Raw genomic sequence first — 13,248 nt, forward strand, 5'->3', positions numbered from 1 at the left:
GACGGTCAGCCGGTGTCCACTTGACCTGAAAATCCTTTAAAGCGGCGTGCGGTCAATTGACTCCACTAGGATTTCCCTCCCCCTCGTGGGGAGGGGTAGGGGTGGGGGGCCCACGAGTCCAATTCTACAAGACCTGAGCCCGGGGACCCCCACCCTTAATCCCTCCCCACAAGGGGGAGGGAGAATGATCGCGATTCTATATGACCGCCCGCCGCTCTAGCCGAATTTGGACGAAGATTGTTGCAATTTGAGGACACGTGCACGCCACAAGACATGACGGCCGGACCGCGCTGCAGCGCGCGGCCTCGCTCATGCGGCTGCCGGGGCTGCCCGCCGGGTTCGGCGCGGAGCCGGAGGCGGCGCTGGCGCATTGGTTCGGCAAACCCCTCATCGGCCTTCGCCGGGATGACGGTCCATGGGGATGAGCGGTGGCGGCAAAAAGGATGGCCGGGTCAAACCCGGACATGACGAGCATTCAGCAGTGAATATTCAAATCACCTGATAGCCGAACTCTTCCGCCTGTTCGGTGATCCACTCCCAGAAGCTTTCCGAGAAGCCGCGGAACACCGAGACGTCGTAGCTGTCAGCACCCACCCGCGTGAGGTGCACGCCGACGTGGGCCATCTGCGTCAAAGCCGATCTGCCGACCGGGAAGGCATCCGGATGAAGGTCCACGGGCGTTCCCTTGGCCAGCACGGCGCGGACCCTGGGACCGGCAAGGCGGATGATGACGCGTCCGTGGCTCTGGTCCGACACCGAGGCGAGGCCAGCGAGATTGGCCCTGAGTTCGCGGTAAAGCGCGCCCTCGCCGCGGTTCCCGGCCAGCACGAACCACTGGCCGGGCCCGGCCCATTGCGCTTCGTAAGCCTTGAGGGCCGCGGCGGCCGCTTGCGCCTGCCCGGCCCGCGCGATCACCGTGACGACCGACATGGGATGGCGGACGCTGAAGGTGACGCCCGGCACGCCCTTGTCCGCGCCGAAGCGGCCCTGCACGGCAACGTCCTGCAGGGGGGAGACGCGGCTGAATGTGCGTTCGGTCATATGCGCTGTCTCAGGCATGGAGTCTCCTGTTCTCCTTGTCGAAATGCACGGGGTCGCAGATCTGGGCCAGCACGCTGTGACCGCGCAAGCCATCCCAGGCCTGCACGATCTCGCCATGGCGCGCGCGGCCATTGGCAAGCAGGGCGAGGCCCACCCACATGTTCAGCATGGGCGACCAGGCAACGCCGGTGATGTAGCCTTGATCGTTTGCCATGGAGGGCTTGTCACCCTGCTTCAGCAGATGCGCGCCCGCACGGATGCGGTGCGACGGATCGACCGGGCGGATGCCGGTGACCTGCTGGCGGTTGGGATCGGTGAGGCCTTCGCGCTGCGCCATCATGCGGCCGATGAAGTCCTTCCTGGCGGACACCATCTTGCCCAGCCCCAAGTCGCCCGCGGTCGTGGTGCCGTTCAATTCGCCACCCGCCACGTGGCCCTTCTCGATGCGCATGATGGAGAGGGCTTCGACTCCGTAAGGCGTGATGCCGAACTCCTCGCCCGCCTGGCAGACCGCCCGCGCGACCATGGAGCCATAATCCGCCGGCACCGCCAGCTCATAGGCATGTTCGCCCGAGAAGGAGAGGCGGAACAGGCGTGCAGGGATTCCGTGCATGATGGTGACCTCGAGGGCGGCCATATAAGGCACAGTCTCGTCCGTCATCACGAGATCGTCGATCAGCTTCTGCAGCGTGGCGCGCGACTTCGGCCCCGCCACCGCCATCTGCGCCCACTGCTCGGTGACCGAGACACAGGTGACGTCGAGATCGGGGAACAGCGCCTGGTGGGCGAATTCCATCTGCGCCATCACCTTGGCGGCATTGGCCGTGGTGGTGGTCATCACATAGTGGTCTTCCGCCAGGCGCGAGGTGGTGCCGTCATCATAAACGATGCCGTCCTCGCGCAGCATGAGGCCGTAGCGCGCCTTGCCCACAGCAAGGGTGGAGAAGGTGTTGCAGTAGAGCTTGTCGAGGAATTGGCCGGCGTCCTTGCCCTGCACATCGATCTTGCCGAGCGTGGAGACATCGCAGATGCCGGCCGCACCGCGGGTGGTGAGCACCTCGCGCGCCGCCGCGGCGAGCCAGTCCTCTCCTTCGCGCGGGAACCACGAGGAGCGCATCCACAAGCCGGTTTCGACAAAGACAGCGCCCTGCTCCTCCGCCCAGTCATGCAGCGGCGTCTTGCGGACGGGCTGGAAATGGTGGCCGGTGAAGGGGCCGGCGAAGGCGCCGAAGGAGACGGGCGTGTAGAAGGGACGGAAGGTGGTGGTGCCCACCTCGTCCATGGTGCGGCCCGTCGCCTCCGCCAGGATGGCGATGGCGTTGATGTTGCCGAGCTTGCCCTGATCGGTGGCCATGCCGGTGGTGGTGTAGCGCTTGGCGAGCTCGACATCGGAATAGCCCTCGCGCGCGGCGAGGGGCAGGTCCCTGGCGGTGGCGTCGTTCTGGTAGTCGATGAAGGCTTTGCCGTGGCTCTCCTTCACCCACCACAAGGGGGCTATGGCGAAGGCCTCGTCGCGGCACTTCGGCACGTCGATGGGCTTGCCGCCGGCCGCGCCCTTGGCCGCGCCATCGGCGAGGCATTCGGACAGCAGCATCCTGCCCGCGGCGGCGCCGGCGGTGGTGAAGGCCTCGCCATTGTCAGGAGGCAGGAAGGCGAGGAGCTTCGCATCCCACACCGGCTTCTTGCCGCGCTGGCAGGCGAGGTTGACGATGGGGCTGAAGCCGCCGGACATGGCGACGGCCTCGCAGTTGATGTGCGTGCCATCGGTGAGGTGCACCGACTTCACCGCCTTGCCGCCCACCGCATCGGCCACCAGCGCGCCGCGGATCACGGGCACGCCGCCGGGATCGCCCCGGGAGTCCTCGCGGCTGTCCACGATGGCCTCGACATGGATGCCGTGGGACTTCAGGTCGCGCGCCGTGCGGTAGATCGAGTCATTGCCGCCGAAGACGGCGACGGAACGGCCCGCCGCCACCGCATAGCGGTTGACGTAGCAGCGCATCGCCGAGGCCTGCATGACGCCCGGCACGTCATTGCCGCCGAAGGCCACGGGGCGTTCTTCCGCGCCCGCCGCGAGCACGGCGCGCCCGGCGTGAATCTTCCAGTAGCGCTGGCGGGGCTCGTAAGGATCGGGCACGCGGAGATGGTCGCTCACCCGCTCCACCGCGCCGAAGATGTTGCCGTCGAACCAGCCGATGATGGTGGTGCGCGGCATCAGCGTGACATTGGGCATGGAGGCCAGCTCGGCGATGATGCTCCGCGACCAGTCGAGGCCGGACTGGCCCGCGATCTCTTCCTGCTCGTTCAGCAGCGAACCGCCGAGGCGGGAGCCTTCATCGGCAAGGATCACGCGCTTGCCCTGGCGGGCGGCGGCGAGCGCGGCCATCAGGCCGGCAGGACCCGAGCCGATCACCAGCACGCCGCAATGCGCGTAGGACTTCTCGTACTTGTCGGGGTCCGGCAGCTTCGACGCGGCCCCGAGGCCCGCGGCGCGGCGGATGATGGGCTCGTAGATCTTTTCCCAGAAGCTCTTCGGCCACATGAAGGTTTTGTAGTAGAAGCCCGCGACGAGCATGGAGGACGCCAGCGAGTTGATGGCGCCGATGTCAAAGTTCAGCGACGGCCAGTTGTTCTGGCTCCTGGCGACGAGGCCGTCATGGAGCTCGATCATGGTGGCCCGCGTATTGGCTTCCTTGCGGGCGCCCTCGCGCAGTTCGACCAACGCATTGGGTTCCGCCGCACCCGCCGTGATGGGCCCACGCGGACGGTGGTACTTGAAGGACCGGCCCATCAGCGTGACGCCATTGGCCAGCAGCGCCGAGGCCAGCGTGTCGCCTTCGAGGCCGGTGTGAGGGGCCCCATCGAAGGTGAAGCGCAGAGCGGTCGAGCGGTCGACCAGCCCGCCCTTGCCGAGACGATAGGATGTCATGCCTTCGCGTCCTTCGCCTTGGAGAAATCACGCGCCGTCACGGCGCCGAAGACCTCATGGGTTTCGGTGTTGCGCTGGACCACGAGCCAGGCGCGGCAGCCGCCGGAGTGGTGCGCATATTCATCGATGGGGCCGCGCGGGTTGTTGCGCAGGTAGACATATTCATACCAGGCCTCCATGGAGGAAGGATCGCTGGTGGTGGGGCGGGTGGGTGCTGCGTCGCCGAGGAAGGTGAATTCCTCCACGGGGCGCGTTCCGCAATGGGGGCATGGGATGAGCATGGCAGTGATCCGTCAGTGCAGGTTCGGTGTGGCGCCCTGGCCCTTTTCGTCGATCATGTGTCCGGTCCTGAACCGGTCGAGACGATAGGCGGCGTTCAGCTTGTGGGGTTCGTCCCTGGCGATGGTGTAGGCGAAGCACCAGCCCGAGGCGGGCGTGGCCTTGAAGCCGCCATAGCACCAGCCGGCATTGAGATAGAGGCCCTGGATATGGGTCTTGTCGATGATGGGCGAACCGTCCATCGACATGTCCATGATGCCGCCCCAGGAGCGCAGCACGCGCACCCGGGCGAGCGACGGGATCATCGCCACGCCGGCCTCGATCACATGCTCCACCATCGGCAGATTGCCGCGGCGTGCGTAGGAGTTATAGCCATCGATGTCGCCGCCGAAGACGAGGCCGCCCTTGTCCGACTGCGAGACATAGAAGTGGCCCGCGCCGAAGGTCACCACGCCGTCGATATAGGGCTTGAGGCCCTCCGAAACGAAGGCCTGCAGCACATGGCTTTCTATGGGAAGGCGCATGCCGACCATGCTGGCGGTCTCGGAGGAATTGCCCGCCGTGGCGAGGCCCAGCTTCCTGCACGTGATGAAGCCCTTGTTGGTGTCCACGCCAACCACCTTGCCGTTCTCGACCTTGATGCCCTTCACTTCGCAGTGCTGGATGATGTCCACACCGCGCTGGTCGGCGCCGCGGGCATAGCCCCAGGCCACCGCGTCATGGCGCACCGTGCCGCCGCGCTTCTGGAGGAGGCCACCCTTGATGGGGAAGCGGGCGTTCTCATAATCGAAGAAGGGATACATCTCGCGCACCGCCTCGCGGTCGAGAAGCTCCGCGTCCACGCCGTCGATCCGCATGGCATTGCCGCGCCGCGCGAAGGCGTCACGCTGCGCATCCGTGTGGCAGAGGTTGAGGACGCCGCGCTGCGAGACCATGGCGTTGAAGTTGAAGTCCTGCTCGAGGTTCTCCCACAGCTTCATCGACCATTCATAGAACGGGTTGTTGCCGGGCAGCATGTAGTTGGAGCGGATGATGGTGGTGTTGCGGCCGATGTTGCCGGAACCGAGCCAGCCCTTTTCCAGCACCGCGATGTTCTTCAGGCCATGTTCCTTCGCGAGGTAATAAGCTGTCGCCAGCCCGTGGCCGCCGCCGCCGACGATGATGATGTCATACTCCTTCCGCGGCTCCGGGTCGCGCCAGGCGGGCTCCCAGTTCTTGTGGCCGGAGAAGGAATTCCTGATGAGCGAGAAGACGTTGTAACGCATGCGCCGATCCTGAATCTTGAAGTATCCCTTGTAGGCCCAAGGGGTTTGGGAGTCTTGCGGTCCAGAGCCGTTTTCTGATAGATTTGCGCCATGCCTGAGACGCCCCAGACCGTGGGACTGCTGCTCATCCCCGGCTTCGCGCTGATGTCCTATGCCTCGGTGGTGGAGCCCCTGCGCGCGGCGAACCTGCTGGCGGGGCGCGAGTTCTACCGCTGGGTTCACATCACCCCCGGCCCCGCCATCGTCACCGCATCGTGTGGCGCTGCCGTGCCCTGCCCGGTGAAGGCGGGGGACGCCTTGAAGCTCGACTTCCTCTTCGTTTGTGCGGGCGGCAATCCCACGGCCTTCAGGGACCGCGTGACGCTGCAATGGCTCAGGGCTTTGGCGGGGCGCGGGATACGGATCGGCGGGGTGTCCGGCGGCCCGGTGATCCTGGCGCGGGCCGGGATCATGGACGGCTATCACATGACGGTGCACTGGGAACATGCGCCGGCGGTGGCGGAGGGCTTTCCCAACATCATGCTGACGCGCTCCATCTACATCGTCGATAGGAACCGCCTCACCTGCGCGGGCGGCACCGCACCCCTCGACATGATGCATGCGCTGATCGCCGAGGCGCATGGGCCGGAGCTCGCCCGCAAGGTTTCCGACTGGTTCATGCATACCGACATCCGCCCTGCGCAGTCGGCCCAGCGCGCCTCGCTCACCGAGCGCTACGGCGTGCACGACGACAGGCTCAGCGCGGCGCTGGAACTGATGGAGAGCCACCCCGGAGAACCGCTGACGCGCCCTGAGACCGCGCGGCGCATCGGGCTGTCGACGCGCCAGCTCGACCGGCTGTTCGCGGAGAAGATGGGGATCAGCTATGCCGGGCACTACCGCCAGATCAGGCTTGAGCGCGCCCGCGACCTGCTGCGGCAGTCCGCCGTGCCGATCACCGAGATCGCGCTGGGTTGCGGGTTTTCAAGCGCGAGCCACTTCAGCCGGGCTTACCGGGAGGCCTTTGGCGTGACGCCGGCTTCGGAGCGGCGGTAACGCCGCCCCGTCAGCACGCCCCGCCTCACCTTTGCCCGGCTCGACCGGGCGACCCTTTTCGGCCGCCGGCGAAGAGGATGCCCCGGTCAAGCCGGGGCAAGGTGAAGAACAGAGGCACAGGAACCCCTGAAGCGAGCAAAAAGCCCGGCGCGATTGCTCGCACCGGGCCTTTTCTCGCGCTGCTGGAGTAACGGATCAGCAGTCGAGCGTGGTGTCGCGTTCCCACTGCGTGAGGTGGCGGCAGTAATTGTTCCACTCATTGTGCTTGAGCTTGAGATAGCCCTGGGACACTTCCTTGCCCAGCATCTCCTGCAGATAGCTGTCCTGCTCGAAGTTCCTGAGCGCGTCGAGAAGGTTCAGCGGCAGCTTCCTCGCGTTCTTGATGGTGTGGCCCTCGGCATACATGTCGATGTCGAGACGCTTGCCCGGGTCCATCTGCTTTTCCACGCCATGCATGCCGGCGGCGAGGATGGAGGCCAGCAGCAGATAGGGGTTGGCGGAGCAGTCCGGCAGGCGGTATTCGGCGCGGCCTGAGTCCGGGATGCGGACCATGTGGGTGCGGTTGTTGCCGCCATAGGTGATCGAGGACGGTGACCAGGTGGCGCCCGAAACCGTGCGCGGCGCGTTGATGCGCTTGTAGCTGTTCACCGTGGGGTTGGTGATGGCGCACATGGCGGAGGCATGGTGCATCAGGCCGCCGAGGAAGTGATAGCCAAGCTGCGACACGCCGAGCTCGCCCTTCGGGTCCTCGAACAGGTTCTTCTTGCCGTCCTTCGTCCACACTGAGAGATGCACGTGGCAGCCATTGCCGGTCAAGTTGATGAAGGGCTTCGGCATGAAGGTGGCGCGCAGGCCATGCTTCTCGGCGATGGACTTCACCATGAACTTGAAGAAGGCAAGCTGGTCGGCGGTGGTGAGCGCATCGGAGAAGTTCCAGTTGATCTCGAACTGGCCGTTCGCGTCCTCGTGGTCGTTCTGGTAGGGGCCCCAGCCGAGCGCCGTCATGGTCTGGCAGATCTCGGCGATGACGTCGAGGCGGCGCATGATGGCGGACTGGTCGTAACAGGGTTTCTCGGCGGTGTCGCGATGGTCGGAGACGGCCGAGCCATCGGCGTTGATCAGGTGGAATTCAGGCTCGACGCCCGCCATGAGTTTCATGTTCTTCCCGGCGTAGTGCTCGCTGAGCTTGCGGAGCACGACGCGAGGCGCCTGCGCCAGCGGCTCGTCGTTCATCCAGGGCTCGCCCGCGACCCAGGCCACTTCGGGGCGCCACGGCAGCGGTATGATGGAGCCGGTGTCGGGCATCACCAGAATATCGGGATGGGCGGGCGTCTGGTCGAGCCAGGTCGCGAAGCCCGCAAAGCCCGCGCCGGCCTTCTGCATCCTGGCCGCGGCTTCCGCCGGAACGAGCTTGGCGCGCTGCACGCCGAAGAGGTCCGTGAAATTGAAGAGAAAGAATTTGACGCCGTTCTTCTTGGCGTAAGCGGCGAGATCGCCCATGGTCCGTGTCACTCCCGTGTCGTCTTGTTGGTTTTGTCCTGAAGACCCTGGCTTCCATAATCAGGAAACCGGGGAAAGTCATCAGGGGCATTCATAGCGCATGTTCCGTTCAGGCGGAATCGCAACACTGCTTTATCCCTTTGTTTGGTCGCATTTTCGACGGTCAACCGGGGTCCACTTGACCTGAAAATGCTTTATTGCGCGCCAACCGGGTCAAGGACGCCCGCCGGGCAGCCGGGATCGACCGGGTTTGCCGCCAGCATCAGGTCGGAAAGCGTTGATCCGCCTTGGATATCGCCTTTCAAGCTGATGGTGAGCTCGGCAATCAGACGGCGGTCGCCGTCGTCCCGGCAGGCCACCCGCACGCGGTTGCCCGCGCCGGGACCGAAGCCCTGGTCGAAGGCGGCGCGGATGTCATTCGCGCTCACCCGCCGGCCGATGTTACGCTGGAAGACGCCCGCCACGGGCGAGGCATTGAGTTCCTTCATCAGGCGGAAGGAGTCGCGGAAATAGGTTTCTGCGTCAGCGGGGTAGCAGCTGCCGTGCTTGGCCCATTCATGGCGCTCCAGCATCGACTGCGAGCCCGGCATCATGTGCTCCAAGTCAGCCCGGGTGGAGAGGCTGAGTTCGACCGGCGGAATGTCACGCCAGCGCCCACCCTCGCCCGCGGCACGCACCGCCGGAGAGAGGTTGCAGTATGCGAGGCCCGGCGGCTGCGGCCAGAGGCCATGCAGCGAGAGATAATTCGCGTCATAGCGCGCGGCCGTCTGGCGGCGGCATTCGCGCTTGCCGGGGTTTGCCTCGCAGAAGGCGGGCTGCCAGCTGAGCGCCAGCACATAGGAAGGAGTGACGGGCTCCGGCTGCGCCGGTGCGGCCTGCTTTGCGGCGGCAGGCCCGGCCTTGCCACAGTCCGCAGCCACCCAGCGCTCAGGCGGCCGGGCGCCGGGGATTTCGATGCGGACATGCGTCGGCTTCTTCCGGTTTCTTGCGAGCAGCCGGTAGCCCGTCCCCGGCGCGGTGGTCACATTGCCGGGGTTTGTGTTCTTGCGGATCGACAGCAGCGCCGCGCAGGAACGGCTGGCAATGAAGCTGCCCTCCAGCGGCTCGCCGCCGCGCGCCGGGGCGAAAACCGCCAGCAGCGCGAGAGCGGCGACGGCGGGCGCGCGCCTGTGCAAGTCAATCCTCGCGGCGATAGCTGATGACGGACAGATAGCGGAGGGGCAGCTTCCGCAGCTCCTCCGGCCCGTGCGGCGCCTCGGCATCGAAGAACAGCGCATCGCCCGGATGCATGTCATAGGTCTTCTCGCCATGGCGGTACACGACATTGCCTTCGAGCATATAGAGGAATTCGAGGCCCGCATGCTGGAACGTGGGGAAGACGTCGGACTCATGCGTCAGCGTGATGAGATAGGGCTCCACCATCACCGGCCCGTGCGGGCTGTGGCCGAGAAGCTCATACTGATGGCCGGCGCGCGTGCCGCGGCGCTCGATGGTGAGGCCCTGCCCCGCCTTCACGAAAGTGGCGTCGCGGATTTCCTCATAGGACTTGAAGAAGGCGGTGACCGGAACCTGCAGCGCCTTGCCCAGCGCCTGGAGCGAGGCGAGGGATGGCGAGGTTGCGCCATTCTCGATCTTGGAGAGCATGCCGGCTGACATCTCCGCCGCCTTGGCGAGCTCGGCAATGGTGAGGCCCAGCTTCTCGCGGAACTCCTTCACCGCACGGCCGATCGCCTGCTCCAGCAGCTTGCCCGTCGCCTCGCCGTGACCATGCGGGTCCTGGAACGGCATGCCCGGAGGCTGCGCCGCCTTTCGTCCGTTACCCTTGTCCACGTCGTTTCCTCCCAGGAAAACTCTATAACGGACATTACGTGACCTCAAGCCTCACGCATCGGCAGAATAATCGGAAAAATCCTATTATCTGGCATGTACGGGGCGGACAGTACTGAAATTATCCTATTCAAACACGGTGAATTGGGCTAATTGCCGGTCCGCTGGTCGCTTTCAAAGGTAATATCCTATCATGGACAGTGTCGCCCAATCCTTTCTGGCGGAAATCGAGCGCTTTCTTTCTTCCGCCGGGGTGGAGCCCACCGCGCTCGGCAAGCAGGCGCTCAGCGACCCGAACTTCGTTTTCGACCTGCGCAGGGGCCGTTCCCCGTCCACCCGCACCATCGACAGGGTGCGGGGCTGGATCGCCCGGCAGTCCGCCCCGGCGGGGGCACCCCGGACCCTTTACCGCGACGCCCGGACGCTCACCCATCTCGAGCGCCTCGAAGCGGAATCGATTCACATCATCCGCGAGGTGGCGGCGGAGTGCGCGAAGCCGGTGATGCTCTATTCCATCGGCAAGGATTCGGCCGTGATGCTGCATCTCGCCCTCATGGCCTTTCACCCCTCGAAGCCGCCCTTCCCGCTCTTGCATGTCGATACCGGCTGGAAGTTCCGCGACATGTACGCCATGCGCGCGGCGACCGCGAAGAAATACGGCTGGGAGCTGATCGTCCACAAGAACCCCGACGGCGTGGCCAAGAACGTCAACCCCTTCGACCACGGCTCGGCCCTTCACACCCAGATCATGAAGACCGACGGCCTCAAGCAGGCGCTCGACACATATGGTTTCGACGCGGCCTTCGGCGGCGCGCGCCGCGACGAGGAAAAGTCCCGCGCCAAGGAGCGCATCTTCTCCTTCCGCGACCAGCGCCACCGCTGGGACCCCAAGAACCAGCGCCCCGAATTATGGGACCTCTACAACGCGCGCAAGAACAGGGGCGAGTCGATCCGCGTTTTCCCGCTGTCGAACTGGACCGAGCTCGACATCTGGCAATATATCCACCGCGAGTCGATCGACATCGTGCCGCTCTACTTCGCCGCCGAGCGCCCCGTGGTGTGGCGTGACGGGCAGATGATCATGGTGGACGACGGGCGCATGCGGCTCAATCCCGGCGAGACGCCGCAGATGCGAAAGATCCGCTTCCGCACGCTGGGCTGCTATCCGCTGACGGGGGCGATCGAGTCCAACGCCACCTCGCTCCTCGATATCGTGGAGGAAATGCTGGTGGCCACCTCGTCTGAACGCCAGGGCCGGGTCATCGACAAGGATGCCTCCGCCTCCATGGAAAAGAAGAAGCAGGAAGGATATTTCTGATGACGCGCTTCATCGAATTCACCGGCGGCGACGTTGAGGCCTATCTTCGCGCCCAGGAACAGAAGGATCTTCTCCGCTTCATCACCTGCGGCTCGGTCGACGACGGCAAGTCCACCCTCATCGGCCGGCTTCTCTACGAGGCCAGGATGCTGTTCGAGGACCAGCTGACGGCCCTCGAGGCCGACTCGAAGAAGATGGGCACGCAGGGCGGCAACCTCGACTTTGCGCTTCTCGTCGACGGGCTTGCGGCCGAGCGCGAACAGGGCATCACCATCGACGTGGCCTACCGGGCCTTCACCACCGACAAGCGCAAGTTCATCGTCGCCGACACGCCGGGGCACGAGCAATACACGCGCAACATGGCGACGGGCGCCTCCACCGCCAGCCTCGCCATCATCCTGATGGATGCACGCAAAGGCGTGCTCACCCAGACGCGCCGCCACACCTTTATCTGCACGCTGCTGGGCATCAAGCATCTCGTCGCCGCCGTCAACAAGATGGACCTGGTGGATTTCGACCAGCGGGTGTTCGAGCGCATCGAGGAGGACTATCGCGCCTTCGCCAAATCGGTCGGCGCGGACAAGATCACGGCGATCCCCGTATCGGCGCTCCTGGGCGACAACATGATCGCCCGCTCCGCCAACATGCCGTGGTACCACGGCCCCACGCTGATGGCGCATCTTGAAACCGTGCCGGTGGGCGACGGCCTGGCGGAGAAGCCCTTCCGGCTGCCGGTGCAGTGGGTGAACCGCCCGAACCAGAATTTCCGCGGCTTCTCCGGCACCATCGTTTCGGGCACGGTGAAGCCGGGCGACCCCATCAAGGTTCTGCCATCGGCCCGCACGTCGGGCGTCGAGCGGATCGTCACCTATGACGGCGACCTCGACGAGGGCGTGGCCGGCCAGTCGCTGACCATCACCCTGAAGGACGAGATCGACATCAGCCGCGGCGATGTGATCTGCGCGGCGGACGATCCTGTCGAGGTCTCCGACCAGTTCGAGGCCGAGATTCTCTGGATGAGCGACGAGCCGATGCTGCCGGGCCGCCCCTATCTCTTCAAGTCCTCCACCAGGACCGTGCCAGGCACGCTGGAGGAGCTGAAATACAAGGTCAATGTCAACACCATGGAGCATGTGGCGGCGAAGACGCTGGCCCTGAACGAGATCGGCGTGTGCAATCTCGAGCTCGACAGCCAGATTGCCTTTACTCCCTATGTCGAAAACCGCCACCTCGGTTCCTTCATCGTCATCGACCGCTTCTCCAACAACACGGTGGGCATGGGCCTCATCCGCTTCGCGCTCCGGCGCGCGGCGAACATCCACTGGCAGGCGGTGGACGTGACCAAGCAGGCGCGCGCCTCGCTTACCGGGCAGAAGCCCGCCGTGTTGTGGTTCACGGGGCTCTCGGGCGCGGGCAAGTCCACCATCGCGAACCTGGTCGAGAAGCAGCTCCACGCCGCGGGCCACATGACTTACCTGCTCGACGGCGACAATGTGCGCCACGGCCTCAACCGCGACCTCGGCTTCTCCGACGCCGGCCGCGTGGAGAACATCCGCCGCGTGGGCGAGGTGGCGAAGCTGATGGTGGATGCGGGCCTCATCGTGCTCGTCTCCTTCATCTCGCCCTTCCGCTCCGAGCGCCTGATGGCGCGCGAACTGCTGGAAGACGGCGAGTTCATCGAGATCTTCGTCGACACCGCGCTCGCCGAAGCCGAGAAGCGCGACGTGAAAGGCCTTTACGCCAAGGCCCGCCGCGGCGAGATCAAGCACTTCACCGGCATCTCCTCGCCCTATGAAGCGCCGGAGAAGCCCGAGATCCGCGTCGACACCGCCAGGGTGACGGCGGAGGGTGCCGCCGACCTGATCGTGCGGTATCTGAAGGACAAGGGGCGGCTCAGCAAAGATTAAAGCATTTTCCGGTCAAGCGGACACCGGTTGACCGTCGAAAATGCTTTAATACTACAGTTGCGTCTGCGATAGATTTGTGATTCCTGCCGCTTTTGGCGGGAGGACGACAATGGTCGCGGAGTGGTCGGGCGCGTTGCTGGAGTGGGA

Annotated in this window: 11 protein-coding genes; 4 read left to right on the top strand and 7 right to left on the bottom strand. The window is 65.2% G+C overall.

The annotated features are described in order from the left end of the window. Positions 1-257: 257 nt before the first annotated feature. Positions 258-425: a hypothetical protein gene (locus IOC69_RS09925; protein ID WP_290543389.1), complete on the top strand. Its 168-nt coding sequence runs from the start codon at positions 258-260 to the stop codon at positions 423-425. A 64-nt stretch (positions 426-489) separates the two neighbouring features. Here the strand turns inward: IOC69_RS09925 and IOC69_RS09930 are convergent, their stop codons facing one another. Genes IOC69_RS09930 through IOC69_RS09945 form a run of 4 tightly spaced genes read right to left on the bottom strand, consistent with a single transcriptional unit; the run spans position 490 to position 5,514 of the window. Then, positions 490-1,059 carry a sarcosine oxidase subunit gamma gene (locus IOC69_RS09930; RefSeq protein ID WP_290543390.1) on the bottom strand — a complete coding sequence of 190 codons (570 nt, stop codon included), beginning with the start codon at positions 1,057-1,059 and terminating at the stop codon, positions 490-492. Continuing rightward, positions 1,052-3,970, bottom strand: coding sequence for a sarcosine oxidase subunit alpha family protein (locus IOC69_RS09935; protein ID WP_290543391.1), 2,919 nt, complete (start codon positions 3,968-3,970; stop codon positions 1,052-1,054). Before IOC69_RS09935 ends, IOC69_RS09930 begins: the two co-directional genes overlap by 8 nt. Further along, positions 3,967-4,251: a sarcosine oxidase subunit delta gene (locus tag IOC69_RS09940; RefSeq protein ID WP_290543392.1), complete on the bottom strand. Its 285-nt coding sequence runs from the start codon at positions 4,249-4,251 to the stop codon at positions 3,967-3,969. The genes IOC69_RS09935 and IOC69_RS09940 overlap by 4 nt, the downstream gene beginning before the upstream one ends. A gap of 12 nt (positions 4,252-4,263) precedes the next feature. After that, positions 4,264-5,514, bottom strand: coding sequence for a sarcosine oxidase subunit beta family protein (locus tag IOC69_RS09945; RefSeq protein WP_290543393.1), 1,251 nt, complete (start codon positions 5,512-5,514; stop codon positions 4,264-4,266). Between the two features lie 90 nt (positions 5,515-5,604). Here IOC69_RS09945 and IOC69_RS09950 point away from each other — a divergent pair, with 90 nt between their 5' ends. Beyond that, positions 5,605-6,549, top strand: a complete 945-nt coding sequence (locus IOC69_RS09950) for a GlxA family transcriptional regulator (RefSeq protein ID WP_290543394.1) — start codon at positions 5,605-5,607, stop codon at positions 6,547-6,549. A 195-nt stretch (positions 6,550-6,744) separates the two neighbouring features. Here the strand turns inward: IOC69_RS09950 and glnT are convergent, their stop codons facing one another. From glnT to IOC69_RS09965, 3 genes are all read right to left on the bottom strand, one after another. Then, the gene (gene glnT / locus IOC69_RS09955) at positions 6,745-8,049 is read right to left on the bottom strand and encodes a type III glutamate--ammonia ligase (RefSeq protein WP_290543395.1); all 1,305 of its coding nucleotides are present in this window, start codon (positions 8,047-8,049) and stop codon (positions 6,745-6,747) included. A 194-nt stretch (positions 8,050-8,243) separates the two neighbouring features. After that, positions 8,244-9,224, bottom strand: a complete 981-nt coding sequence (locus tag IOC69_RS09960) for a ribonuclease (protein WP_290543396.1) — start codon at positions 9,222-9,224, stop codon at positions 8,244-8,246. A 1-nt stretch (position 9,225) separates the two neighbouring features. After that, positions 9,226-9,879 (bottom strand): XRE family transcriptional regulator, encoded by a 654-nt coding sequence (locus tag IOC69_RS09965; protein WP_366935509.1) that lies wholly within the window; start codon positions 9,877-9,879, stop codon positions 9,226-9,228. 361 nt (positions 9,880-10,240) lie between these two features. Here IOC69_RS09965 and cysD point away from each other — a divergent pair, with 361 nt between their 5' ends. Then, the gene (gene cysD, locus IOC69_RS09970) at positions 10,241-11,194 is read left to right on the top strand and encodes a sulfate adenylyltransferase subunit CysD (protein WP_290543399.1); all 954 of its coding nucleotides are present in this window, start codon (positions 10,241-10,243) and stop codon (positions 11,192-11,194) included. Beyond that, positions 11,194-13,101: a sulfate adenylyltransferase subunit CysN gene (gene cysN, locus IOC69_RS09975; protein ID WP_290543397.1), complete on the top strand. Its 1,908-nt coding sequence runs from the start codon at positions 11,194-11,196 to the stop codon at positions 13,099-13,101. The genes cysD and cysN overlap by 1 nt, the downstream gene beginning before the upstream one ends. Positions 13,102-13,248 lie beyond the last annotated feature (147 nt).

The organism is Aestuariivirga sp. (assembly GCF_020252405.1).
Lineage (GTDB): Bacteria > Pseudomonadota > Alphaproteobacteria > Rhizobiales > Aestuariivirgaceae > Aestuariivirga.